The sequence below is a fragment of the Micromonospora sp. NPDC005205 genome, assembly GCF_040608275.1.
In the GTDB taxonomy this organism is placed as follows: Bacteria; Actinomycetota; Actinomycetes; order Mycobacteriales; family Micromonosporaceae; genus Micromonospora.
The window spans coordinates 386,425-410,566 of the sequence record NZ_JBEXHV010000003.1 but is presented as its reverse complement, the minus strand read 5'-3'; the positions used below and the strand labels follow the sequence as shown (position 1 = coordinate 410,566).

Below are 24,142 nucleotides of genomic sequence, written 5' to 3'. Positions count from 1 at the left end.
GTGCGCGTCAGTAGGACTTGTCCTGGCCGAGGACGTGTTGGGCCACGAAGTTGAGGATCATCTCGCGGCTGACCGGGGCGATCCGGCCGGCCCGGACCGCGCCGAGCAGGGTCGCCACCCCGTACTCGGTGGTCATTCCGGCCCCGCCGAGCACCTGTACGGCGGTGTCCACGGCGAGCGCGGCGGCCTCCCCGGCCGCGTACTTGGCCATGTTGCCGGACACCCCGGCCTCCAGGTCGCGGCCGGCGTCGTACAGGGTGGCCGCCTTCTGGATCATGAGGCGGGCCAGCTCCACCTGCACAGCCGCGTGGGCCAGCGGATGCGACACCCCCTGGTGCGAGCCGATGCTCCGACCACCCCAGACCTTGCGGGTGGCGGTGTACTCACTGGCCCGCTCGATGGCGTACCGGCCGGTGCCGGCGCCCATCGCGGCCACCGTGATCCGCTCCGGGTTGAGCCCGGCGAAGAGTGCCGGCAGCCCCGCGTCCAGCGACTCACCGAGCAGCGCGTCGGCGGGCACCCGCACGTCGTCCAGGTAGAGCAGGAACTGGTTCTCCGGCGACAGGATCTCCATGTCCAGTTTGGAGCGGGTCAGCCCGGCCGCGTCGGTCGGCACCAGGAACAGCGCCGGCTTCAGCTTGCCGGTGGAGGAATCCTCGGTACGCGCCACCACCAGCACATGACCGGCCTCGTCGACCCCAGAGATGTAGCACTTGCGACCGTTGAGCACCCAGTCGTCGCCGTCGCGCCGGGCCACGGTGCCGAGCCGGTGGAAGTTGGAACCGGCCTCCGGCTCGGTGATCGCAAAAACGATCTTCTGGGAGCCGTCGGCGAGGCCCGGCAGGTGCCGCTTGCGCTGCTCCTCGGTGCCGTGCCGACTGAGCACCGTCGCCGCGATGGCGGGGGAGACCACCAGCAGCAGCAGCGGGCAACCCGCAGCCGCCAACTCCTCGCAGACGATGGCCAGCTCGGTGATGCCGCCGCCCCCGCCGCCGTACTCGGTGGGGATGTTGACCCCCAGGTAGCCGAGCCGTCCGGCCTCCGCCCAGAGTTCGGTGGTGTGTTCGCCAGTCCTCGCCTTCTCGACGAAGTAGGAGTGGCCGTAGCGGCGGCCCAGCGCCCGCACGGCGTCGCGCAACTGGTCCTGCTCGGGGGTGAGGTCGAAGGTCATTGGGCGTCCTCTTCTTCGATAACGGCGAGCACGGCGCCCGTCTGCACCTGACCGCCGGTCGGCACCGGCAACTCGGCGACCACGCCGTCGATCGGGGCGAGCACGGGATGTTCCAGCTTCATCGCTTCCAGGGTGAGCAGCGGATCGCCGGCCGAGACCCGCTGGCCGACCTCGACGTGCACCCGGGCCACCGCGCCGGGCAGCGGCGCGAGCAGCGACCCGGCCGCCACCGCCGTGGTGGGCAGCGGGAGACGCGGCATCTCGGCCAGGCTCGCCGCCCCGTCCGGGCCGTCCACGAAGACATCCGCCCCCACCCTGTGTACGCGGTACGCGCGGCGGACCCCGTCGACGTCGAGCACCGCCCGGTCCGCTGTGGCCTCGACCAGCGCCACCGTCGGTCGCTCGGTCGACTCCTCCGTCGCCGACGTGCTGGACCAGTCGGCGAGCCGGCCGACCCGGTCCAGCCGGTAGCGGATCTCGATCTCGTCGCCGTCCGGCCCGACGAAGCGGGTGGTCTGGGGAACGGCGGGCACGTTGCGCCAGCCGGAGGGGAGCCCGGAGAGCACCGGTGCTGTCGCCCGGCGCTGGGCGGCCGTGGCCAGCGCCGCGGCGAGGGCGGTGACCGGCAGCCGGTCGGCGGGCAGCAGCGGAGTGAAGACCTCCGGGTGCCGGTCCAGGAAACCCGTGTCGATCTCCACGGCGGCGAACGCGGGGCTGCGCAGCACCCGGACCAGCAGATCCCGGTTGGTGGTCACCCCGTGCAGCTCGGCCCGGGCCAACGCGCTGGCCAGCAGCCGGGTCGCCTCCGCGCGGGTACGACCCCAGGCGACCAACTTCGCGAGCATCGAGTCGTAGTGCACCCCGACCACCGAGCCGGCCAGCACACCCGAGTCGAGCCGCAGGCCTGGCCCGGCCAGCCCACCGAACTCGGTCGCCACATCGCCGACGCTGAACCGGTGCAGGGTCCCGGTGGCCGGCCGCCAACCCGCCGCCGCGTCCTCGGCGCAGACGCGCACCTCGATCGCGTGCCCGGTGCTCGCCGGCAGGGCCGCCGGCAACGGCTCACCCTCGGCGACGAGCAGTTGCAGACCCACCAGGTCCAGTCCGGTGCACAACTCGGTGACCGGGTGCTCGACCTGAAGGCGGGTGTTCATCTCCAGGAAGAAGAACTCACCGCCCGGGGCGAGCAGGAACTCCACAGTGCCCGCGCCCAGGTAGTCGACAGCGCGCCCGGCGGCCACCGCCGCCTCGTGCAACGCCGTCCGCAACCGGTCCGGCACAACCGCCGGCGCCTCCTCGACGATCTTCTGGTGCCGCCGCTGGATCGAGCACTCCCGGTCGCCGAGGGCCACCACCCGACCGTGGGCGTCACCGAAGATCTGCACCTCGACGTGCCGGCCGCGCTCGACGTACCGCTCGATGAAGACAGTGCCGTCGCCGAACGCGGCAGCCGCCTCGCGGCGCGCGGAGGCCACGGCCTCGGCCAGTTCGTCGGCGGTCCGGACGATCCGCATGCCCCGGCCACCACCGCCGGCGGACGCCTTCACCAACACCGGGAAGTCGGTGATCCCGTCGGTGTCGGTCCAGCTCGGCAGCATCGGCACGCCCGCCTCGGCGAGCAGCGCCTTCGCCGCCAGTTTGTCGCCCATCGCGGCGATCACCTTGGCCGGCGGGCCGACCCAGGTCAGGCCGGCGTCGGTCACCGCCGCCGCGAACTCGGCGTTCTCGGCGAGGAACCCGTAACCGGGGTGGACGGCGTCCGCGCCGCTGCGCCGGGCCGCCTCCAGGATCTTCTCGACCCGCAGGTACGTCTCGGCAGGCGTTCTCCCCGGCAGGCGTACGGCCTGGTCGGCCTCGGCCACGAACGGCGCGTCGGCGTCCGCGTCCGAGTGCACGGCAACGGTCTGCACGCCCGCTGCGCGGCAGGTGGCGAAGACCCGACGGGCGATCTCGCCCCGGTTGGCCACGAGCAGTCTGTTGATCATAGGTGGCCCTTCTACATCCGGAAGACGCCGAAACCGTCGGCGCCCTTCACCGGTCCGTTGTGGATCGCCGAGAGGCAGAGCCCGAGGATGGTCCGGGTGTCCCGGGGGTCGATCACCCCGTCGTCGTAGAGCCGGCCGGAGAGGAAGAGCGCGCCGGACTGCGACTCGATCTGCTGCTCGACCATCAAACGCATCGCCGCGTCGGAATCCTCGTCGTAGTCGCGCCCTCGCGCGGCAGCCGCCTGCCGGGCCACGATCGACAGCACCCCCGCGAGCTGCGCCGGGCCCATCACCGCCGACTTCGCGTTCGGCCAGGTGAACAGGAACCTCGGCTCGTACGCCCGGCCGCACATGCCGTAGTTGCCGGCGCCGTAGGAGGCGCCCATGTTCACCGTCAGGTGCGGCACCGTCGAGTTCGACACCGCGTTGACCATCAACGCGCCGTGCTTGATGATGCCGCGCTGCTCGTACTCGGTGCCGACCATGTAGCCGGTGGTGTTCTGCAAGAAGATCAACGGAGTGTCCGAGGCGTTCGCGAGCTGGATGAACTGGGCCGCCTTCTGCGCCTCCGCGCTGAACAGCACCCCCCGGGCGTTCGCCAGCACCCCCACCGGATATCCGTGCAGCTCGCCCCAACCGGTGACCAGCGCGTCCCCGTACGCCGGCTTGAACTCGTCGAAGTCGCTGCCGTCAAGTACCCGGGCCAGCACCTCCCGGGGGTCGAACGGCACCTTCAGGTCGGCGCTGGTGATGCCGAGCAGTTCCTCCGGGTCGTACTTCGGCGGCTGTGGCACCGCCGTCCGCGGCGACGGGCCCTGCTTTCGCCAGTTCAACCGGCGGACGCACTGCCGGGCCAGCCGGATGCCGTCCCGCTCGTCGACGGCCAGGTAGTCGGCGAGCCCGGACGTGCCGGCGTGCATCGCCGCGCCACCCAGCGACTCGTCGTCGGTGACCTCGCCGGTCGCCATCTTCACCAGCGGCGGACCGGCCAGGTAGACCTGTGACCGGTCCCGAATCATGATCACGTGGTCGGACATCCCCGGCACGTACGCGCCACCGGCCGTGGCGTTGCCGAAGACCACGCTGACAGTGGGGATGCCGGCCGCCGAGAGCCGGGTGAGGTCACGGAACACCCGACCGCCGGGAATGAAGATCTCCGCCTGGGTGGGCAGGTCCGCCCCCGCCGACTCCACCAGATTGACCATGGGCAGCCGGTTGGCCAGGGCGATCTCGCCGGCCCGCCGGGTCTTCGCCAGTGACCACGGGTTGACAGCGCCGCCGCGTACCGTCGGGTCGTTGGCGACGATCAGGCACTCCACGCCCTCGATGACCCCGATGCCGGTGACCACGCTGGCCCCGACCGGGAAGTCCGAGCCGTACGCGGCTACCGGCGACAGCTCCAGGAACGGGCTGTCGGCGTCCACCAGCAGCTCGATCCGCTCGCGGGGGAGCAGTTTGCCGCGGGCGTGGTGCCGGGTCACGTACTTCTCGCCGCCACCCGCCCGCGCCTGGTCCAGCGCGGCGTCCAACTCGGTCAACCGCTCCAGCAACGCGGCCCGGTTCGCCAGGTACGAGGGCGAGGACGGGTCGACGGTGCTGTCCAATGTGGTCATAGGCCCATGCCTTTCGCGATGATCTCGTTCATGATCTCGGTGGTGCCGCCGCCGATGCCGAGGATCCGCGCGTCGCGGTAGTGCCGCTCCACCTCGGCGTCGCGCAGGTAGCCGAACCCGCCGTGCAGCTGCAACGCCTGGTCGACGACGTGGTCGCAGGCGGCCACCGCCACGTTCTTCGCCATCGCCACCTCGGTCACCACTGGCTCGCCGGCAGCGACCCGACCTGCGACCTCGTGCACGTACGACCGGGCGGCCTCGGCCCGGGTGTGCATCTCGGCCAGCCGGTGCCGGATCAGCTGCCGGCTGGCCAGCGGACGCCCGAAGGTCTCCCGGTCCCGGCACCAGCGCACCGCCAACTCGACGCAGCGCTGCGCTGTCGCGTACGCCTGGGTCGCCAGCGACAGCCGTTCCGCCGCGAAGTTCTGCATGATCGCCAGGAAGCCGGTGTCCTCCGCGCCGATCCGGTTGGCGACCGGCACCCGCACGTCAGCGAAGGACAGCTCGGCGGTGTCAGAGCAGTGCCAGCCCAGCTTCTCCAACCGGCGTCCCACTGTGAACCCGGGCGACCCCTTGTCGATGACCAGCAGGGTGAGCGAGCCGCTGCCGGGGAAGTCGGTACACACCGCAGTGGTCACGAAGTCGGCCCGGTGCCCGCTGGTGATGTACGTCTTCGACCCGTTCACCACGTAGTGGTCGCCGTCGCGGCGGGCGGTGGTGCGGATGCCGGCGACGTCCGAACCGCCGTCCGGCTCGGTGATGGCCAGCGCGCCGATCATCGTGCCGGACAGAGTGGGCCGCACGTACCGCTCGATCAGACTGTCGTCGGCCGGGGACGCGGTGCCGCCGAGCCGGCCGCCCAGCGAGCCACCGGTGCGGGCACCGGCCGCCGTGACCATGTGCGGCAACGCGATCCCGTGCGTGAACAGGGCCGCCACCAGCCCCGACGAGCCGCCGGAGCGGATCAGCTCCTCGGTCACGATGATCGAGTCGAGCAGGTCACCGCCGCTGCCACCCACCGACTCCGGAAAGCCGATGCCGAGCAGGCCGAGCTTCGCGGCGGTCGCGTGCAGCGCCCGGGGCACCTCGCCGGCCCGCTCCCAGTCGTCCAGGTGCGGCAACACCTCCCGGGTCACGAACGCCCGGGTCAGCTCGCGTAGTTGCCGGCGCTCCGGGGTGTCCACGATGCTCACCACGCCTCCTTCGTTCGCGACTGCGGGGCTCGCAGGACCGGCTCACTCCTCGCGCTCACCCGGAGGCCCCCGTCGGAAGGTCGGCCGGCAGGTCGACGATTCGGGCGCGCAGCAGCTCGCCGAGCGCCTTGGCCTGCGGGTCGAACCGCGTGGACGCGGCCACCCCGGCGCCGAGCAGGCCCTCGATCACGAAGTTGACAGCCCGCAGGTTCGACAACTCGTAGCGCCGCACCGACAGCGGGGCGGTCTCCGGCACCAGCTCGGCCAGCCGGTCGACTGTCAACCAGGTCCGCAGCCACGCGTACCCGGCGTCGGAACGCGCCCAGACACCGAGGTTGGCGTCCCCGGCCTTGTCCCCGGAGCGTGCGCCCACCACCTCGCCGAGCGCCCCGCGTCGGGTCGGGCCGTCGATGGCCGCCTCGCCACCCGGGGCCGATTCGTCCGGCGAGGTGGGGGCGGTGCGGGTCGGTGGGGCGATCGGCACCCGCTCGCCACCGGGCAGCACAGCGACGTGCGCCACCGTGTCCTGCGGCACCGCGTCGGCGGTGAAGACGCCGTACGGTGTCGCGTCACCGGGCAGTGTGGTCAGCGTGCAGCCCGGGTACGAGGCCAGGGCCAACTCCACGGCGGCGGCCGAGAACGCCCGCCCGGCCCGCGCCTTGTCGCCGTCGCGCAGGTGTACGTGCAGCAGGGCGCTGGCCGCCTCGGTGTCGACGGCGTCCGGATGGTCGGTCCGAGCGAGAATGAACTCCAGCCCGTCCTTGCCCACCGCCTCCTCGACCTGCCCCCGGACCAGTGCCGCCTTCTCCTCGATCTGCAGGCCGCACAGGACGAACGTCATCGAGTTGCGGAAGCCGCCGAGGTTGTTGACGCCCACCTTCAGCGTGGGCGGGGGCGGGGTTCCCCGTACACCGGAGACCCGGACCCGGTCCGCCCCGTCGGGGTGCAGCGTCACAGTGTCCAGTCGGGTGACCACGTCCGGCCCGAGGTACGACGGCCCGCCGATCTCGTAGAGCAGTTGGGCGGTGACGGTTTCCACTGTGACCGCGCCGCCGGTGCCCGGATGCTTGGTGAGCACCGACGAGCCGTCGGGGTGCACCTCGGCGATCGGGAACCCGGGCCGGTGGCCGCCGTCGGGCAGCTCGGTGAAGAAGCTGAAGTTGCCGCCGGTGACCTGCGCGCCGCACTCGACGAGGTGCCCCGCGACGGTGGCCCCGGCCAGCTCGTCGAGGTCGTCGCGGCCCCACCCGTACCGGGCGATGGCCGGGCCGACCACCAGCGACGCGTCGGTGACCCGGCCGGTGACCACCACGTCCGCGCCGGCGTCGAGGCAGGCGGCGATCCCGAACGCGCCGAGGTAGGCGTTGGCGCTCAACGCGTCCGGTCGCTGGATCGTGTCGCCCTCGACGTACCCGACCTGAGTCGGTAGCCCGAGCCGGTCGGCGAGCTTCCCGATCGCGGCGGCCAGGCCGGCCGGGTTCAACCCGCCGGCGTTCGTCACGATCCGTACCCCTCGGTCGAGGGCGGTGCCGAGGCAGGTCTCCAGTTGCCGCAGGAACGTCTTCGCGTAGCCCAGGTCGGGGTCGCGCATACGGTCCCGGGCAAGGATCAGCATGGTCAACTCGGCGAGGTAGTCGCCGGTCAGCACGTCCAGCTCACCGCCGTCGAGCATCTCCCGCCAGGCGGTGAACCGGTCGCCGTAGAAGCCGGAGGCGTTGCCGATGCGGATCATGCCGGTACCCCGATCCCGCCGGCCGGCTGCCGGCCGTCACCCGGCGGCCCGGCGAAGGCCTGCGCCACGTCGAGCCATTCGTCGGCGACCGGCCCGGTGGCGACCAGAGCGAGGTCCGCGCGGTGCCGGCGCTGGGTGACCAGCAGGCAGAAGTCCCGAGCCGGGCCGGTGACCCGGTCGGCGGCCTCCGCCGGACCCCAGCTCCAGGTGTCGCCGCCGGGCCCGACCAGCTCGACCCGGACCGGCGCCGCCGGTGCCTCCCGGCCGTGCGCGGCGAAACCGTGCCCGAGGGTACGCACGCCCAGGTGCGCGACGTGCCGGAGTCGGTCGCTGTCGGGGCGGACCACGCCGAGGGCGTCGGCCACGTCCGCGCCGTGCGCCCAGGTCTCCATGATCCGGGCGGTTGCCATCGAGGTGGCCGACATCCTGGTGCCGTACCAGGGCAGTTTGCCGCCGGCCGGGACGGCGGCCAGTGCGTCGACGAGCGCGGTGCGCCCGGCCCGCCAGCGGGGGAGCAGCTCGGCCGGCGGGGCGAGGAACTCCTCAGCGCCGACGTCTACGAGTCGGGTCACGTCCGGCGCGGCGGTGACCGTCGCGTAGAACGCCTCGGGATCGGTCGCGGCCAACAGCGCGACGTGGTCGGTCCAGGCGAGGTGGGCGATCTGATGCCCGATGCTCCAGCCCGGCGCGGGGGTCGGCCTCGCCCAGTCGGCCACGGGCAGTGGCGCCACCAGGGCGTCCAGTTGGGCGGACTCGTCGGCCAGGTCCGTGAGCAGGTCGCTGAGGTCGACCATGGTGCCTCCGGTCGGTGGTGGCCGCTGCGGCCGGCGGTCAGGGCGTGAGCAGGGTGGCGAGCTGGCGCTTCCAGGTGGTCAGAAGAGCGGCCCGGCGGGCGGAGTCGTCGCTGAGCAGGTTGGCCACTCCGAGCCCGCGGAGCAGGTCGAGCGTGGCCTGCACCGCTTCGCGGACACCCGGTCGACGCTCGTCGACACCGAGCAGGGCGACGGTGAGCCGGTGCATTTCCCGCCCCACCCTCGCTTCCAGCGGCACCAGGGCGTCCCGCAGCTCCCGATCGGTGCGGGCGGCGACCCAGAGCTCAAGCGCGGCCACGAACAGCGGCCCGGTGAACGCCACGGCGAGCAGGTCGACGACCCGGTCCAACCGCTGCGGGCCAGCCGGCAGTGCCTCGGCCTCGGTGCGCAACTCGTCGGCCCGGCGCTCGGCCAGATGAGCCACAGCGGCCGTCACCAGCGCCGCCTTCGTCGGGTAGTGGTGCAGCTGCGCCCCACGCGAAACACCGGCCCGCGCCGCGACGACTGTGGTCGTGGTGCCGGACCAGCCGTGCTCGATCAGGCAGTCGACGGTCGCCTCCAGCAGCCGGGCCTGGGTGGCGCGGCTGCGTTCCTGCTGGGGGACACGTGTCGATGCGGTGGGCACGGAGACAGCCTGCTGCCTAAGAAACAAACAGTCAAGCCTGACTTTTTCTCGAGAGCCGTCTCCCGGCGCCCGCCTCCCCGGGTCGATCATGCAGTTGTGGTGGTTGACAAAAGCCATTTTATAGCTCGTAACGGGCACCACAACTCCATGATCCACCGGGACGGAGCGGCCTCGTCAGGGGGTGCTGCTCTGCGGACGTTCGTGGGGGCCGGGGGAAGGCGAGTCTGGAGGCGTCGGGTGCCAGGTGAATGAGAAGTGGGCCGCGGCCTCGGCGGGCGTGGCGCCCTCCCGGCGTCCGGGGACGTCGTGGACGGCGTCCGCGCCCTCGAAACGCAGTTGGTTGGCGTCGGCGTGCCGGGCCATGACAGCGGCGTAAGCGCGGACGTCTGCGGCGGTGACGTCGGTGCGGCCTCGCTCGGTGTACTGGTGGAGGAGGTCGGCGACGTCCGGATTGAATCGCAGCATGGTCACCGGGGCGTCGAACCGTCTGGCGATGGCGATGAGTCGAGCGCGCGCCTGCGGCGTGACGTTCGTTGACTCGGCGACCGCGCTGCGCCCGGCGGCGAGCCGGGCGACGATCCTGCGGTCGCGTTCCTCGAAGATTCGAGCGTCCGCCGCGTCGGAGTTCACGGCGGTGGGTGAGGTGCCGAATAACTCCGCGCGAATCTCGTCGCTGGAGACCACGGCATCCGCGTCGATCTGGCCGAGCGCGATCAGTGCCCGCAGGAGGCTGGTCTTGCCGGAGGCCGGCGGGCCGACGAGGAGCACGAGTCCCGCTGACACTCGGATCGGGCCGGACCCGCCCGGCGGGTGAGGTTGCTGCACGGACTCGGGCGGGTTCTTCGGCACGGCCCTATCCTGCCGTCCCTGACCGGTCCGCTGCCGTACGTAGGGCTCAGCGGCCGTCGCGGGGGCCGAAGACGGTCAGCGCCTCCGCGTCGCTGTGCTGGGAGCGCAGGTACTCGTCAGCCCAGGCGGCAGCGTCGGGGAAGGTCGACTCGGCCGCCACCCGGGCGCAGGCCGCGTCCACGTCGAAGGCGGTGCGGCGTAGCTGGACGCCCGGCCCGAGCAGCGCCCACCACGCGCCCGCGCCCCCGTACGGCATGCCGATGCTGCCCGGATTGACCACCAGGCGCCGATCGACCAACCGGGTGAAGGGCATGTGCGTGTGGCCGCAGACGACAGTGGAAACCTCGGCGGGAAGACCGTCGAACACGTCCGCCCAGCGCGCCATCCGGGAGTCGACGAGCACGACCTCCTCGTCGTCGCGGGGCGTCGCGTGGCAGAACAGCGTCCGCCCGAGGCCGTCGATGTCCAGCGTCGCCGTCGTCGGCAGTGCGGCGAGCCGGGCCACCTGGTCGTCGCGTAGCTGCCCGGCGGCCCAGTTAGACACCTCGATCGACGCCGGGCGACCGGCCCGGGCCTCGACCAGCTCGCGCTCGCAATTGCCGCCGACCCAGCACACCCGCTCGCCCAAACCGGCGAGCACGTCCAGCACCTCGACCGGTTGCGGGCCGGCGGCGATGTCACCGGTGAGCACGATCAGATCGGCGGCGGCCACGTCCGGCTCGGCCAGGACGGCCTCCAACGCCGGCAGGACGCCGTGGATGTCGGAGAGCACCGCAACACGATTCACCATGGCCCCACCCTCACCGCTGACCTCCATCGAGGCCAGCGATTCTGCGCCAGGCAGACGGCAGACGTCCCCGCCTGCGGCCGGTGACGGCAGGCGGGGACGCGTTGTACTGCTCAGACGCGGGCGCGGCGGGCCAGGCGCTCCGGGTCCAGGATGATGATGCTCTTGCCGTCCAACCGCAGCCAGCCGCGCGAGGCGAAGTCGGCCAGCGCCTTGTTGACGGTCTCCCGGGAGGCGCCGACGAGCTGGGCGATCTCCTCCTGGGTGAGGTCGTGGGTCACCCGCAGAACGCCGCCGTCGCGGGTGCCGAAGCGGCCCGCCATCTGGAGCAGGTTCTTGGCGACCCGGCCCGGCACGTCCGTGAAGATCAGGTCGGCGAGCGAGTCGTTGGTCCGACGCAGCCGTCGGGCGAGCACCCGCAGCAACTGCTCGGCGATCTCCGGGCGGTTGTTGAGCCACGGCCGCAGCGCCTGCTTACGCAGCCGCACCAGCCGGGTGTCGGTCACCGCGGTGGCGGTCGCCGTACGCGGACCCGGGTCGAAGAGCGACAGCTCACCGACCATGTCCGACGGCCCCATCACCGCGATGAGGTTCTGCCGGCCGTCCGCTGCGCGGCGACCAACCTTGATCTTCCCGGACAGCAGGATGTAGAGGCTGTCACCGGGCTCGCCCTCATTGAAGACGATCTCGCCCTTGCGGACCTCGATCGTCTCCATCTCCTTGGCAAGCGCCTCGGCAGCTTCCGGGTCAACACCCTGGAAGATCCCGCTGCGGGCCAGTACCTCGTCCATTGCGCACCTCCGGTTGCGCGTGCCGTCCGTCGGCCGGGGCCGCCGTCCGCTGATCCCCTCGCGCGCCGCCAAGTCTAGGCGCACGTGAGCACGAATCAGAGGTCGCCCCTGGAATCTTGATCGGTGGGCGTAACCTGCCGGACGTGCTGAGCGAGCCGACTCTGACCAGCCGCGCCGAGGATGGGCGGCATGTACCGCTGCTCGTCTGGCGTGCGGACGTGCCCCTGCGGGCGGCCAGCAGTGCCCCGCTGGGCGGTGGCATCGGGGTCCGGGGGTGGGTGTTGAACGCGACGGTCCCGATGTCGTACGACCGGGAGGACCCCGCGGCGCACCTGGCCTCGCTCGCCGCCGAGCTGACCCTCGACGGGCCCGGGATCGGCCTGCTGACCGGCGTCGATGTGGCCGAGGTGGTGGCGCGTAGCGACGCCGGGGTGCGGGCCTGGGCGACGGTCGGGCTCGGCACACCGGTGCCCGCTGCCGCGCCGACGCCGGCCGCGCTCGGCCCCCGCGTCGGCACTGTCAACATCGTGGTGTACGTGCCGGCCCGGCTCGCCGACTCCGCGCTGGTCAACGCGGTGTCCACCGCGACCGAGGCGAAGACCCAGGCGATCGCCGAGCTGGGGTTGCCGGGGACCGGCACGCCCACCGACGCGGTCACGGTGCTCTGCCCGGTGGACGGGCCGGAGGCCGCGTACGGCGGGCCGCGCTCCACCTGGGGCGCCCCGCTCGCCCGAGCGGTGCACGCGGCGGTGCTCGCCGGTGGTTCCCGGCCGGTGGTGCCGTGGTCCGACCAGCTCAGGGGCGCAAAGTCCAACCGATCGGCTGTCGTTGGCGCGTTTAACGACCGGTAGGGTCGCGGGCGATGTATGCTCCCGCCCCCCTCGCGTCCCGCCCGCGCCGCCGCGTCGCCCTCGGCCTCGCCGCGCTGCTGGCCGCCCTCCTCGTGGCCGGCTGTGCCGACCCCGGTGGTGAGGCACCCGTCTGGCAGCCCGGCGCGGGAGGTGGTGGGACCGGCGCGCCGGTCTCCACGACCGGCCCGAAGGCCACCGGGCCCGCGTCGTCCGGTCAGGGTGGCGCGATCTCGCTCTCCGCCACCGGCGACATCATCATGGGCAACGCGCCCAGTCGGCTGCCCGCCGCCGGCGGTAAGGGCTTCTTCAACTCGGTCACCGACGCGCTCAAGGCCGACCTGGTGATGGGCAACCTGGAGGAGCCGCTGACTGTCGACACGGGCACCGGCAAGTGCGGGGCGAACTCCACCCGCTGCTTCCAGTTCCGCGCCCCGCCGGAGTACGCCGCCCACCTGCGTGACGCCGGCTTCGACGTGCTCAACCAGGCCAACAACCATGGCTACGACTACGGGCCCAAGGGCTACGAGAACACCCAGAAGGCGCTGAAGAAGTACGACCTGGAGCACACCGGCGCGCCGAACGAGATCACCGTGGTCGACGTCAAGGGCGTCAAGGTCGCCGTCGCCGGCTTCTCGTCGTACGTCTGGTCCAACAGCCTCGTCGACATCGACAAGGCCAAGGCGGTGGTCGCCAAGGCCGCCACCATGGCCGACCTGGTCGTGGTGCAGGTGCACATGGGTGGCGAGGGTGTCGACAAGACCCGGGTGAAGCCGGGCACCGAGATGTTCCTGGGCGAGAACCGGGGCGATCCGGTGAAGTTCTCGCACGCGATGATCGACGCTGGCGCCGACCTGATCGTCGGGCACGGCCCGCACGTGTTGCGCGGGATGGAGTTCTACAAGGGGCGCCTGATCGCGTACAGCCTGGGCAACTTCGCCGGCGGCGGCAACTCGCTGAGCAACGACGGTCGCCTCGGCTGGGGCGGGGTGCTGAAGGTGTCGCTCAAGCCGGACGGCAGCTGGGCCGGCGGCTCGTTCACCTCCACGTACATGAACTCCGCCGGCAAGCCGACCATGGACCCGGACGACCGGGGCCTGGGCCTGGTCACCGAGTTGAGTCGCGCCGACTTCCCGAAGGGCGGCGCTCGCCTCGACGGGCAGGGGAAGATCACGGCGCCGACCGCCGGCTGACCCGACGGGGAACGTCCGGGGTGCGACGTAGGCTGACCGTCGTGACCAGTAGCCCTCCCGGTGCCAGCGAGACCGATCTCGGGCGCAAACGCCGTGCTCGCAAGATCGGCCGGGTGCTGGCCGAGACGCATCCCGACGCGCATTGTGAGCTGGACCACTCCAACGCCCTGGAGTTGGCCGTCGCCACGATCCTGTCCGCCCAGTGCACGGACAAGAAGGTCAACGAGGTCACCCCGAAGCTCTTCGCCCGCTACCCGAGCGCTGCCGCGTACGCCGGCGCCGACCGGGGCGAGATGGAGGAGTTGATCCGGCCCACCGGCTTCTACCGCAACAAGACCGACTCACTGCTCAAGCTCGGTCAGGCCCTTCTCGACCGGTACGACGGCAGGGTTCCGGGGCGGCTCGTCGACCTGGTGACGCTCCCGGGCATCGGCCGCAAGACCGCCAACGTGATCCTGGGCAACGCCTTCGACGTCCCGGGCATCACCGTCGACACGCACTTTCAGCGGCTGGTCCACCGGTGGCGGCTGACCACCGAGACCGACCCGGTCAAGATCGAGCACGCGATCGGCGCGCTGTACGACAAGCGCGACTGGACCATGCTCTCGCACCGGATCATCTTCCACGGGCGACGGGTCTGCCACGCCCGCAAGCCGGCCTGCGGCGCCTGCACGCTCGCGAAGCTCTGCCCTTCGTACGGCACCGGCCCGATCGAGCCGGCGGCCGCCGCCAAGCTGCTCAAGGGCCCTCGGGCGCGCGACCTCGCGGTGGCTGCCGGGGTCGACCCGGATCTGGTGCCCGCGCAGGCGGTCGCTGCGGAGGTGCCGTGAACCGCCGCCTCGCCCTCGCCGTCCTGCCGCTGCTGCTGGCGGTCACCGGTTGCACCAGCGGCACTGCCGACAACGAGCCAGCTCCCCGCCCGGCCGCCGCTGAGCGACCATCGCCGTTCCGGGACTGTTCGACGCTGAGCACGGCGCCCACGGCACCGTCGCCCGGCTCCGGCACGGCGACCCCGGCAACGGCGATTCCGCCGTCGCCCGGCTCGGGCCCGACGGCCTCCGGTACGCCTGGCACGACGGCCCCCGCCGCTGGCGGGTCGGCGCTGCCGGAGCTGACGCTCTCCTGCTTCACCGGCGGGGCCCCCGTCGTGCTGCGGGAGGTGGCCGGGCCGGCGGTGATCAACGTGTGGGCCTCCTGGTGCCCGCCGTGCCGCAAGGAGCTGCCCGCCTTCCAACGCCTCAGCGAGCGGGCCACCGGTCAGCTCCAGGTGATCGGGGTCAACAGTCGGGACAGCCGGGGCGGCGCCCAGTCCATCGGTGAGGACTTCGGCGTCCGGTTCCCGATCCTGGTGGACCAGGGCGAGGCGCTGCAGCGCGAGCTGAAGCGCAACGCCATTCCGCTGACCCTCTTCGTCGACGGCGACGGTCAGGTCCGGCACATCGACGCCAGCGGCGCTCTCGACGACACCAGGCTCGCCGAGCTGGTCCGCCAGCACCTCGGCCTGGCGGTGCCGGCGTGACCCGTCGGCCACCCGGATGGATCGATCCGTTGCTGACCCGGCTGGGCACCGCCCGCGCCGAGGACTTCACCCGGCTGACCACGCCGACCGAGGGCGGTCGGGAGAGCGCCGTGCTGGTGCTGCTCGGTGAGCAGCCCGGCGCGGGTCCCGACGTGCTGGTCCTGCAACGCGCCGCCACCCTGCGCAACCACGCCGGCCAGCCCGCCTTTCCCGGGGGTGCGGCCGACCCGGAGGACGCCGACGTCCGCGCCACCGCCCTGCGTGAGGCGAACGAGGAGGTCGGTCTCGACCCGGCCAGCGTGACAGTGCTGGCCGAGCTGCCGAAACTGTGGATCCCGGTCAGCGACTTCGTGGTCACGCCGGTGCTGGCCTGGTGGCACGACCCGCACCCGGTGCACCCACGGGAGCCGGCCGAGGTGGCGCACGTCGCCCGCCTGCCGGTCAGTGAGCTGGTCGACCCGGCCAACCGACTGCGGGTCCGGCACCCGAGCGGCTGGATCGGGCCGGCGTTCTCGGCGCGCGGGATGCTCGTCTGGGGCTTCACCGCCGGGGTGCTCGCCACCCTGCTCGAGATGGGCGGCTGGGCTCGCCCGTGGTCGCTCGACCGGGTGGTGGAGCTTCCGCCGACCAGGGCGACACCGGCACCGTCCGCCGGCACCGACGAGGCTGACGAGAACGCCCTGCGCTGACCGCGCGGTCACCATCCGCAAGCGATGGTCATCCGGCGGGCACACTGCCCGTACGCTTGACCCGTGTCCGTCGTGGATCTCGTCCTGCTGCTGCTCATGCTCGTGTTCGCGATCAGCGGATACCGCCAGGGTTTCGTCATCGGCGTCACGTCGTTGTCCGGCTTCTTCCTGGGTCTGCTGCTGGGTCTCCAGCTCGGGCCGCTGTTCGCCAGACAGTTCGTGGACGCCGGCACCCGTGTGCTGATCTCGCTGGTGGCCATCTTCGGGCTGGCAGTGGTCGGGCAGGCACTCGCCGGTTGGCTCGGCTCGCACCTGCGCAAGACGATCACCAGCGACGTGGGCAAACGGGCCGACGACGTCGGTGGGGCGCTCGTCTCGCTGTTCGCGGTGCTCCTGCTCGCCTGGCTGGTCGCCGTGCCGCTCGGCTCGTCCTCGGTGCCCTGGCTCGCCGCCTCGGTCCGCAACAGCGCGTTGATCACGGTGGTCAACCAGGTCCTGCCGGAGCAGGCCCACCAGCTGTCCACGGCGCTGGAGGACACCGTCGACACCGACGGGTTCCCGGACGTCTTCGGTGACCTCGCGCCCACCCGGGCCCGGCAGGTCGACCCGCCGGACCCGGCACTGGCCGGCTCGCAGGTGGTGGTCAGCGGTCGGCAGTCGGTCGTGAAGGTGCTCGGCTCCGCGCCCAGCTGCTCACGCCGGATCGAGGGTTCCGGCTTCGTGTACGCGGACGACCGGGTGATGACCAACGCGCACGTGGTGGCCGGCACCCGTTCGGTCGCCGTGGAGCTGGGCGGCGAGCGGTACGACGGCAAGGTGGTGGTCTACGACCCGAGCCGGGACCTGGCGGTGCTGCTCGTGCCCGGGCTGCCCGGGCCGTCCCTGCGGTTCGCCGCCGGCAACGCGGGCAGTGGCTCCGACGCGATAGTGCTCGGCTTCCCGCTCGACGGCCCGTACAACGCGCAGTCGGCGCGGGTCCGGGACGTCGACCGGATCAAGGGCCCGGACATCTACTCGTCCAACGAGGTGACCCGGGAGATCTACACGATCCGGGCGCTGGTTCGCAGCGGTAACTCGGGGGGTCCGCTGCTCTCCGCCAATGGCCTGGTGCTCGGTGTCATCTTCGCGGCGGCGTCCGACGACCCGAACACCGGCTTCGCCGTGACGGCGGCCGAGGCCCGCCCGGTGGCGTTGGCCGGTGCCGAACGCAACAGGCAGGTCGGCACCGGCGAGTGCACCTGAGCGTCGCCGCGAGGTCGGCTCAGCTTTGAGCCGGGGCGGGACGCCTGACGGCCGGTAGCTTCGCCCGGCCCCACCGCAGCCCCCGGTCCAGCACGGCACGGGCCATGATCGCGACGCACGTGCCGCCGTTGACGAAGGACGCCACCACGTCGCTCGGGTGGTGCATGCCCCGGTACATCCGGGTCAGCGCCACGCCCAGCGGCACCATCAGCAGCAGCGTCCACCAGGCGACCTTCGCGCCGGTGCTCCGTGCCCGCAGCGCCAGCAGCACGGCGATGCCGACGTAGAGCGCCACCGCCGCCGAGGTGTGCCCGGACGGGAAGCTCGACGTGGGTGGCGAGACGTCCATGTGCTCCACCGCCGGCCGCCGCCGGTCGATCGCCAGCGTGGTCAGAAGGAACACCAGTGCCTGGGCGGTCACCGCCGCGCACAGGAACAGCGGCTCGCGCCAGCGCTTCAGCCAGAGCCGTAGCGCCAACGCCACCAGCACTGTGACCACGACGATCATCTGGGTGCTGGCCAGCGTGCTGAACACCAGCGAGACGTTGTTCCAGCCGCCGGTGCGGTCGGCGGCCAACTCTCGGTTCACCGCGTCCTCGACGGTGAACGGCCAGGTACGGGAGAACACCCGGGTGACCAGCACCCCGAGCAGCACCATGAGCCCCAGCAGGAGGGACACCGGCAGCAGCACCCGCCGGAGGATCTGGACCACGGTCTCGGACATGGGTCGCCCAGTACCCGGCCGAACTCGTCGTCACTCCTCAGGCCGCTCCCGGGTGCCGCTCAACCTCGGGAGCAACGCCGTCGCGGGTCGGCCGGACCGGCCGAAGACCGGTGTGTGCCCGCCAACTGGTGAACGCGGCGGTGGTGGCAGCGACCACCGCCACACCGAGCAACCATCCACCCACCACGTCGCTGGTGAAGTGCACGCCCAGCGTCACCCTGCTCAGCCCGGTCACCACTGTGACCAGGACCGCCGCCACCCAGAGCGCGGCCCGCGCCACCCCACGCCGGGCGTAGGGCAGGAGCACCAGCAGCAGCACCCCGGCGGCCAGGGTGGCGTTCAGCGCGTGCCCGGAGGGGAACGAGTAGCCGGCGGCCCGGGCCACCGGGTCCAGCAACTCCGGTCGGTCCCGGCCGACCAGCAACTTGAGCAACGGACCGACCAACCCGCCGACGACCATTGTGGTGGCCGCCCAGAGGGCCAGCCGACGGGCTCCCCGGCGCAGCAACCAGACCACCAGGAGCAGGACCACGGCGCGCAGTGGCATCGGTGCGAACACCTCGGTCCAGCCTCGCATCAGCGCGACCCAGGCCGGGTGATCCTGGGCGTAGCCGTGCAGCGCGTCGGTGACCGCCGCGTCCAGCCGGTGCAGCGGCGCCCAGGCACCGAGCACCAGCAGGGTGAGCAGCGCGAACGGCACCAGCACCAGGAACGCCGCTGTCGCGGCGAGAGTGAGCCGCAGACCCAGCGCATGGTCCGGGTCGAATCGGCGGCGCCGCCAGGACGGCTGGCCGGTGGGAGCGAGGGTGGGCGGCCGGTGCGTACTCATGGGTCCGTTCTACCCGGCCGGGCAGCCGCTCAGGCCTGCCGGCCGGTCGCGATCAACGGGTCCGCTGACGCAACCGGCGCACCATCAGGGCCGCACCGCCGACCAGAGCGACGAGGAGCACGACAGTGACCCACATCTGCTCCGGCGCTGACGTGTCCTGACCGCCCGCCGCCCGAGCCGTCCAGCGGCTCTGCTGACCGGCTGCGGCGAGACCGAGTGGATCGGCGCCCGCGCCGGCCACCGGATCGTCATCGACCGAGCCGGGCGCCGGGCCGAACCCGGTCACGCCCGGCGACGTCTGGTCGTCCAACGGGTTGGCGGTCACCGGCGGCACCTGAGCGGTCAACGCGGCGACCGGGTCGACCACCCCGTACCCGAAGCGGTCGTCCCGCCCGGTCGGGCCCAGGTCCCGGGCGGTGGCCAACAACCGGTTGACCACCTCACCGGCGGGCATCCGCGGATAGCGGGACCGGACCAGCGCGGCGGTCGCCGCCACCAGTGGCGCGGCGAAGCTGGTGCCCTGCACCCGCCAGTACCCGCCCGGAGGCTTGGCGCCGACCAGGCCGCTGGCGGGAGCGGTGAGCACCGTCGCCCGGCCGGTGATCGAGCCGGACCACAGGTTGTCGCTGCTGCGTTCGAGACCGGACACCGCGATCACACCCGGCTCCCGAGCCGGGTACCAGACCTTGGTGCTGGTGGAGGTGGCCAGGTTGCCGGTGCAGGCGATCACGACCACGTCCCGGACGAACGCGTAGTCCAGAGCGGCGGCCAGGGCCGGGCTGTCACCGCTGCCGCCCAGCGACAGGTTGATCACACGCGCGCCGTTGTCGACCGCCCAGCGGACCCCCTGGGCGACGATCAGCGCGTCGTCGTAACGGTTCTCCTCGTCCAGCACGCGGACCGGCAGGATCCGGGCGTCCGGTGCGAGGCCGACCACGCCCCGCTTGTCGTCGTTGCGCCCGGCGATCAGGCCGGCGACGGTGGTGCCGTGACCCACCGGATCCGGGCCCGGCGCACCACCGGGGCCGACCAGGTCCTTGCCAGGAAGCACCTGACCAACCAGGTCGGGGTGGTTGCCGTCCACTCCGGAGTCGACCACCGCCACTGTCACGCCCCGGCCGGTCGAGCTGCGCCACGCCGTTTCGGCCTGCAACTCGTCGAGCTGCCACTGCTCGTCGCGGACCTGGTCGGTGCGGGCGACGGCGTCACCGGGGGCGAACGCCATCGGCGCGCCGGCGAGCTGTCCACCGTTCGTGGGCGCGGCGACCGGCACGACTGCCGCGGTCGGAGCCACGACAGCAAGCGCCGCGGCCACGCCGAGCAGCGCCCTGCTGGTCGCTCGTCGGGCCGCCGACGGACCGCTGTGCCGCACCCCAGTCACATACCCAGCCATTCATCCCGACGGAACCATGACGATCGGAGATTACCGGTTTCCCCACCCGTCACGGGAAGAACCGGCGAGTCAGGTCATTGCGGCGGCAGTTGTGCCAGCTGAACAAGGCGTACGCCCTCCCGTCGGGTGACCAGCCGACCACGCCCCGGCGGCAGCGGTCCGGGTCGCACCGCCCCGACGAGTGCGCCCTCCTCGGGGCTGCCCGCCATCACCAGGCCGGCGGTGGACAGCTCCCGCAGGCGCTGCACGATCGGCTCGTACTGGGCCCGGCTCGCCCCACCGGACCGGCGGGCCAGCACCAGGTGCAGCCCGATGTCCCGGGCGTGCGGCAGGTGCTCCTCCAGTGTGCGTAACGGGTTCGCCGGCCCGGCCGCCACCAGGTCGTAGTCGTCCACCAGCACGAACAGCTCCGGCCCGGACCACCAGGACCGGTCCCGCAACTGCTGCGGGGTGACCTCCGGCCCGGGAGCCCGCCGCTCCAGGTACCCGGCGGCCGACTCGACCAGGTCGGCGGTGTGAGCCGCCGCGGTGCCGTACCCGATCAGGTGTGGCGTCTCGATGGCACCGAGCAGGCTGCGCCGGTAGTCGACGAGGATCACCCGGGCCTGCTCGGGAGTGAACCGGGCGATGATCGACGTGGCCAGCGCGCGCAGGAACGACGACTTGCCGCACTCCGAGTCCCCGAAGACCACGAAGTGCGGCTCGGTGGCGAAGTCGATCGACACCGGGCGCAGGTCCGCCTCCGCGATCCCGATCGGCAGCCGCAGCCCGGTCGTCGAGGTGAGGTCCAGATCGGCGTACGGCAGCACCGGCGGGAGCAGCCGCACCCGGGGCGCCCGAGCACCCGCCCACCCGTCGGCGGCCCTCTTGACCAGGTCGGCGGTGTCTCCGCCGGCGGTACCAAGCTGCGGCAGCGCGGCGAGGAAGTGCAGGCCCTCCGCGGTCACCCCTCGGCCGGAGCGCTCCGGCACGTTGGCGGCCGCACGCCGGGCCACCAACGAGTCGGCCGGGTCACCGAGGCGCAGCTCCAGCCGGGAGCCGAACAGGTCCCGGATCGCCGGGCGGAAATCCAGCCACCGCAGCCCGGTGGCGACCACGTGCAGCCCGTACGACAGGCCCCGGGTGGCCAGGTCGGTGACGAGTGGCTCCAGGTCGTCGTACTCGCCGCGGATGGTGGTCCACCCGTCGATCACCAGGAACACGTCGCCGTACGGGTCGGTGCCCGGCTGGCCCACGGTCCCCGCTGCCGCTCGACGCTGCCGGTACGCGGCCATCGACTCCACGCCCAGCTCGGCGAAGCGGCGTTCCCGGTCGACCAGCAGCGTGGTCATCTCGCCGACGGTGCGTCGTACGGCGGTCGGGTCGGCGCGGCTGGTCACCCCGCCGACGTGCGGAAGGTCGCGCAGCGCGGCCAACCCGCCGCCGCCGAAGTCGAGACAGTAGACCTGCACCTCGGCCGGTGTGTGGGTGAGCGCCAGCGCGCAGATCAGCGTGCGCAGGGCGGTGGACTTGCCGCTCTGCGGCGCGCCGACCACCGCGACGTGGCCGGCAGCGCCGTCCAGCGCCAGCCAGAGCAGGTCCCGGCGCTGCTCCAATGGTTTGTCCACCACCGCCATCGGCACACCGAGTGCCCCGTGCAGCTCAGGGTTGCCCACTGTCAGCCCGCGTTTCGGGTGCACCTCGACCGGACCGAGCAACTCGTCCAGGGCGGGCGGCTGGCCGAGCGGCGGAAGCCAGACCTGGTGCGCCGGCGGGCCCTGCCCGACGAGCCGGTCCACCAGCAGGTCGAGCAGCGTCCTGGTCCCCTCCTCCTCCGCCACGACGGGCAGGGCCGGGGTCGCCGGCTCGGGCACCGGTACGACGTGGGTGGTGAAGGTGAGCAGCCGTGCGCCTCCCTCGGTGGCGACGCCGCCCGGCGCGGCCCGACGGCGGACGGCACCGGAGACGTACGCGGCCTTGAAGCGGGCCAGCGGGTCGGTGCCGGCACGCAGGTAGCCGTGGCCCGGTGAGCGGGGCAGCTCGTGCGCGTCCGCCACGCCGAGCACCGTCCGGGACTCCAACGCCGAGAAGGTGCGCAACCCGATCCGGTACGAGAGGTGGGTGTCCAACCCGCGGAGCCGGCCCTCCTCCAGGCGCTGGCTGGCGAGCAGCAGGTGCACGCCGAGCGACCGGCCCAGCCGGCCGATCTGCACGAACAGGTCGATGAAGTCGGGCTTGGCGGAAAGCAGCTCCGAGAATTCGTCGCAGATCAGCAGCAACGACGGCAGCGGGGCGAGGGGACTGCCGGCCGCCCTGGCCCGCTCGTAGTCGCGCACGCTGGCGAAGTTGCCCGCCCTCCGCAGCAGCTCCTGGCGGCGGACCAACTCCCCGTTGATCGCGTCCACCATGCGATCGACAAGGGGCAACGCGTCGGCCAGGTTGGTGATCACGGCCGCGGTGTGCGGCAGCCGGTCGAACGAGGTGAAGGTGGCGCCACCCTTGAAGTCGACGAGCACGAAGTTGAGCTGCTCGGAGCTGTGCGTGGCGGCGAGCCCCAGCACCAGCGTGCGGAGCAGCTCGGACTTGCCGGAGCCGGTCGCCCCGATGAGCAGGCCGTGCGGGCCCATGCCGTCCTGGGCGGACTCCTTGAGGTCCAGCTCGATGGCGCCGCCGTCCGCGCCCACACCGATCGGCACCCGCAACCGGTCCCGTGCCGAGCGCGGCAACCAGCCCTGTTCCGCGCTGAAGCTCTCCGGGTCACCGAGGCCGAGCAGCTCGGGGAGGCCCAGGTCGGCCTGGAGTGGGGAGTCCGGCCCGCGGGCCGCGCCGGCGAGCCGCAGCGGTGCCAACCGTCGGGCGACCGCCTCGGCGTCGGCCAGGTCCAACTGGTCGGCGGTGCCCACCTCGGCATGCCCGTCGGACGACCGCGAGTGCAGCCGCCGGCCGTGCAACTCCAGCAGCAGCGCGTACCGGTCCAGCAGTCGGGGCGGCGGGGTGTCCAGGTCCAGCACTGTGACCGCGTCGATGCCGCCGTCGCCGGTCAGGTCACTGGCACCGGTCAGGTCGCCGCCGTCGAGGACCACCACCACGTGCTGGCCGTCGGTGGCCGGGCCGGCCGGGCTGAACCGGGACCGGGTGGCCAGGACATCGGCCAGCAGCGACTCCAACTCGGCGGCCGAGCTGGTGACCAGGCGTACCGGGCCGAGCGCGTCGGCGCGGCCGGGATGGTGGGCGTGCGGGAGCCACTTCACCCACTCCCAGCAGGCGCGGCGCTCCGGCCCGGCACAGACCGCGACGAGCAGCTCGTCGGGGGCGTGGAAGACGGCCAACTGGGTCAGCACGGCCCGGACCAGCGCCTGCGCCGCCGGGTCGCCGGTGGGTGGCCCGCCGGTGGTCGGAGTGGTCGCGGCCCGGCCACGGGCGGCGGAACGCACGTGCACCCGGGCGAAGCTGCGCAGCGACAGCGCCACCGGCAGATCCGGCACCACTGAGTACGCGTCCAGGAAGCGGCGCAGCGCGCCGGCGGTCATCGGCTCGAGCTCCTCCAGCGGCCGGGTGACCGGTGGGACCAGTGGGGTGGCCAGGGTCTGCGGCCCGACGGCGACCCGCACCACAGCGAAGTCGGGGTCGGCGGGGCGCCGTTCCCAGACCCGGTGGCTGTCCACCGTCGACCACAGCCGGCCCGGATCCGGGTGCCGGTAGTAGAGCCCGGCCCGTTGCTGGCCCGCGGTCCGCCGTACCCGCCGCCGCAGTGTGGCCAGGTGGCGCAGGTACTCCCTGCGGGCGGCCATCATCTCGGACTTCTTCGGGGTGCCGGAGGCGCTGCCCCAGGACGTCACCAGCATCGCCAACGAGGAGAGCCCGAACATCCCGCCCACCACGTACGAGTAGGCGCCGCCGCCCCGGCCGAACATCATCGCCATCGCCACGGTGCCGCCGAGCATGGGCAGCAGCATGAGCAGTTGCTGCCACCGCCCGCCGGTCACCACGGGGATCTCCGGTGGCGCGTCGACCGACAGCTCACCGGCGGGAATCTCCGGCGCTGGTCGGCGCGGTGGGCGCTTGATGACGACGGTGGACACTCGGCCTCCTGACAGCGCTGGGTAACCCGAGCCTGGCTCATGGTAGGTAAAGTCCTGTCGTCCGCGCAGCCTCCGATCCCAGTCGA

General features: G+C 72.6%; 20 protein-coding genes. 6 read left to right on the top strand and 14 right to left on the bottom strand.

Annotation, left to right across the window (positions count from 1 at the left end):
- Positions 1 to 7: 7 nt before the first annotated feature.
- The 10 genes from ABZU43_RS09285 to ABZU43_RS09240 all read right to left on the bottom strand — a co-directional run bounded on the left by ABZU43_RS09285 (position 8) and on the right by ABZU43_RS09240 (position 11,558).
- The gene (locus tag ABZU43_RS09285; RefSeq protein ID WP_355005992.1) at positions 8 to 1,171 is read right to left on the bottom strand and encodes an acyl-CoA dehydrogenase; all 1,164 of its coding nucleotides are present in this window, start codon (positions 1,169 to 1,171) and stop codon (positions 8 to 10) included.
- A complete protein-coding gene (locus ABZU43_RS09280; protein WP_355005991.1) occupies positions 1,168 to 3,156 on the bottom strand; it encodes a biotin carboxylase N-terminal domain-containing protein in 1,989 nt (662 codons plus the stop codon). Before ABZU43_RS09280 ends, ABZU43_RS09285 begins: the two co-directional genes overlap by 4 nt.
- Before the next feature lie 11 nt (positions 3,157 to 3,167).
- Positions 3,168 to 4,769 carry a carboxyl transferase domain-containing protein gene (locus tag ABZU43_RS09275; protein WP_355005990.1) on the bottom strand — a complete coding sequence of 534 codons (1,602 nt, stop codon included), beginning with the start codon at positions 4,767 to 4,769 and terminating at the stop codon, positions 3,168 to 3,170.
- Positions 4,766 to 5,962, bottom strand: coding sequence for an acyl-CoA dehydrogenase family protein (locus ABZU43_RS09270; RefSeq protein ID WP_355005989.1), 1,197 nt, complete (start codon positions 5,960 to 5,962; stop codon positions 4,766 to 4,768). The genes ABZU43_RS09275 and ABZU43_RS09270 overlap by 4 nt, the downstream gene beginning before the upstream one ends.
- A 55-nt stretch (positions 5,963 to 6,017) precedes the next feature.
- The gene (locus ABZU43_RS09265; RefSeq protein ID WP_355005988.1) at positions 6,018 to 7,694 is read right to left on the bottom strand and encodes an acyclic terpene utilization AtuA family protein; all 1,677 of its coding nucleotides are present in this window, start codon (positions 7,692 to 7,694) and stop codon (positions 6,018 to 6,020) included.
- Positions 7,691 to 8,488: a TIGR03084 family metal-binding protein gene (locus ABZU43_RS09260; protein ID WP_355005987.1), complete on the bottom strand. Its 798-nt coding sequence runs from the start codon at positions 8,486 to 8,488 to the stop codon at positions 7,691 to 7,693. Before ABZU43_RS09260 ends, ABZU43_RS09265 begins: the two co-directional genes overlap by 4 nt.
- Before the next feature lie 37 nt (positions 8,489 to 8,525).
- Positions 8,526 to 9,131 (bottom strand): TetR/AcrR family transcriptional regulator, encoded by a 606-nt coding sequence (locus tag ABZU43_RS09255; protein WP_355005986.1) that lies wholly within the window; start codon positions 9,129 to 9,131, stop codon positions 8,526 to 8,528.
- 174 nt (positions 9,132 to 9,305) lie between these two features.
- Entirely contained in the window at positions 9,306 to 9,980 is a 675-nt protein-coding gene (locus ABZU43_RS09250; RefSeq protein WP_355005985.1) for an ATP-binding protein, read from the bottom strand.
- A gap of 46 nt (positions 9,981 to 10,026) precedes the next feature.
- The gene (locus ABZU43_RS09245) at positions 10,027 to 10,770 is read right to left on the bottom strand and encodes a metallophosphoesterase family protein (RefSeq protein WP_355005984.1); all 744 of its coding nucleotides are present in this window, start codon (positions 10,768 to 10,770) and stop codon (positions 10,027 to 10,029) included.
- Between the two features lie 110 nt (positions 10,771 to 10,880).
- On the bottom strand, positions 10,881 to 11,558 hold the full coding sequence (locus ABZU43_RS09240) for a Crp/Fnr family transcriptional regulator (protein WP_007466162.1): 678 nt from the start codon (positions 11,556 to 11,558) through the stop codon (positions 10,881 to 10,883).
- Positions 11,559 to 11,701: 143 nt separating this feature from the next.
- On the opposite strand from ABZU43_RS09240, the gene ABZU43_RS09235 reads away from it, so the two are divergent.
- From ABZU43_RS09235 to ABZU43_RS09210, 6 genes are all read left to right on the top strand, one after another.
- Positions 11,702 to 12,409, top strand: coding sequence for an adenosylcobinamide amidohydrolase (locus ABZU43_RS09235; protein ID WP_355005983.1), 708 nt, complete (start codon positions 11,702 to 11,704; stop codon positions 12,407 to 12,409).
- 11 nt (positions 12,410 to 12,420) lie between these two features.
- Entirely contained in the window at positions 12,421 to 13,599 is a 1,179-nt protein-coding gene (locus ABZU43_RS09230) for a CapA family protein (protein WP_355005982.1), read from the top strand.
- A 41-nt stretch (positions 13,600 to 13,640) separates the two neighbouring features.
- Complete coding sequence (nth, locus tag ABZU43_RS09225; protein ID WP_355005981.1) at positions 13,641 to 14,429, top strand: endonuclease III; 789 nt, start codon at positions 13,641 to 13,643, stop codon at positions 14,427 to 14,429.
- Positions 14,426 to 15,118, top strand: coding sequence for a redoxin family protein (locus ABZU43_RS09220; protein WP_355005980.1), 693 nt, complete (start codon positions 14,426 to 14,428; stop codon positions 15,116 to 15,118). Before nth ends, ABZU43_RS09220 begins: the two co-directional genes overlap by 4 nt.
- Positions 15,115 to 15,807 carry a CoA pyrophosphatase gene (locus tag ABZU43_RS09215; protein ID WP_355005979.1) on the top strand — a complete coding sequence of 231 codons (693 nt, stop codon included), beginning with the start codon at positions 15,115 to 15,117 and terminating at the stop codon, positions 15,805 to 15,807. Before ABZU43_RS09220 ends, ABZU43_RS09215 begins: the two co-directional genes overlap by 4 nt.
- A 63-nt stretch (positions 15,808 to 15,870) precedes the next feature.
- Positions 15,871 to 17,049, top strand: coding sequence for a MarP family serine protease (locus ABZU43_RS09210; RefSeq protein WP_355005978.1), 1,179 nt, complete (start codon positions 15,871 to 15,873; stop codon positions 17,047 to 17,049).
- A 19-nt stretch (positions 17,050 to 17,068) separates the two neighbouring features.
- Here the strand turns inward: ABZU43_RS09210 and ABZU43_RS09205 are convergent, their stop codons facing one another.
- From ABZU43_RS09205 to eccCa, 4 genes are all read right to left on the bottom strand, one after another.
- The gene (locus tag ABZU43_RS09205) at positions 17,069 to 17,773 is read right to left on the bottom strand and encodes a phosphatase PAP2 family protein (RefSeq protein WP_355005977.1); all 705 of its coding nucleotides are present in this window, start codon (positions 17,771 to 17,773) and stop codon (positions 17,069 to 17,071) included.
- A 37-nt stretch (positions 17,774 to 17,810) separates the two neighbouring features.
- Positions 17,811 to 18,602, bottom strand: coding sequence for a phosphatase PAP2 family protein (locus tag ABZU43_RS09200; protein WP_355005976.1), 792 nt, complete (start codon positions 18,600 to 18,602; stop codon positions 17,811 to 17,813).
- Between the two features lie 52 nt (positions 18,603 to 18,654).
- Positions 18,655 to 19,995 carry a type VII secretion-associated serine protease mycosin gene (gene mycP / locus ABZU43_RS09195; RefSeq protein WP_355005975.1) on the bottom strand — a complete coding sequence of 447 codons (1,341 nt, stop codon included), beginning with the start codon at positions 19,993 to 19,995 and terminating at the stop codon, positions 18,655 to 18,657.
- 74 nt (positions 19,996 to 20,069) lie between these two features.
- A complete protein-coding gene (gene eccCa, locus ABZU43_RS09190; RefSeq protein WP_355005974.1) occupies positions 20,070 to 24,056 on the bottom strand; it encodes a type VII secretion protein EccCa in 3,987 nt (1,328 codons plus the stop codon).
- Between the last annotated feature and the right edge of the window lie 86 nt (positions 24,057 to 24,142).

Bases quoted from the DNA above. Each gene is read 5' to 3' on its own strand.
- ABZU43_RS09260 (WP_355005987.1), bottom strand. From the start codon at position 8,488: ATGGTCGACCTCAGCGACCTGCTCACGGACCTGGCCGACGAGTCCGCC.
- ABZU43_RS09265 (WP_355005988.1), bottom strand. From the start codon at position 7,694: ATGATCCGCATCGGCAACGCCTCCGGCTTCTACGGCGACCGGTTCACC.
- mycP (WP_355005975.1), bottom strand. From the start codon at position 19,995: ATGGCTGGGTATGTGACTGGGGTGCGGCACAGCGGTCCGTCGGCGGCC.
- ABZU43_RS09275 (WP_355005990.1), bottom strand. From the start codon at position 4,769: ATGACCACATTGGACAGCACCGTCGACCCGTCCTCGCCCTCGTACCTG.
- ABZU43_RS09205 (WP_355005977.1), bottom strand. From the start codon at position 17,773: ATGTCCGAGACCGTGGTCCAGATCCTCCGGCGGGTGCTGCTGCCGGTG.
- ABZU43_RS09245 (WP_355005984.1), bottom strand. From the start codon at position 10,770: ATGGTGAATCGTGTTGCGGTGCTCTCCGACATCCACGGCGTCCTGCCG.
- ABZU43_RS09240 (WP_007466162.1), bottom strand. From the start codon at position 11,558: ATGGACGAGGTACTGGCCCGCAGCGGGATCTTCCAGGGTGTTGACCCG.
- ABZU43_RS09200 (WP_355005976.1), bottom strand. From the start codon at position 18,602: ATGAGTACGCACCGGCCGCCCACCCTCGCTCCCACCGGCCAGCCGTCC.
- ABZU43_RS09230 (WP_355005982.1), top strand. From the start codon at position 12,421: ATGTATGCTCCCGCCCCCCTCGCGTCCCGCCCGCGCCGCCGCGTCGCC.
- ABZU43_RS09285 (WP_355005992.1), bottom strand. From the start codon at position 1,171: ATGACCTTCGACCTCACCCCCGAGCAGGACCAGTTGCGCGACGCCGTG.
- ABZU43_RS09280 (WP_355005991.1), bottom strand. From the start codon at position 3,156: ATGATCAACAGACTGCTCGTGGCCAACCGGGGCGAGATCGCCCGTCGG.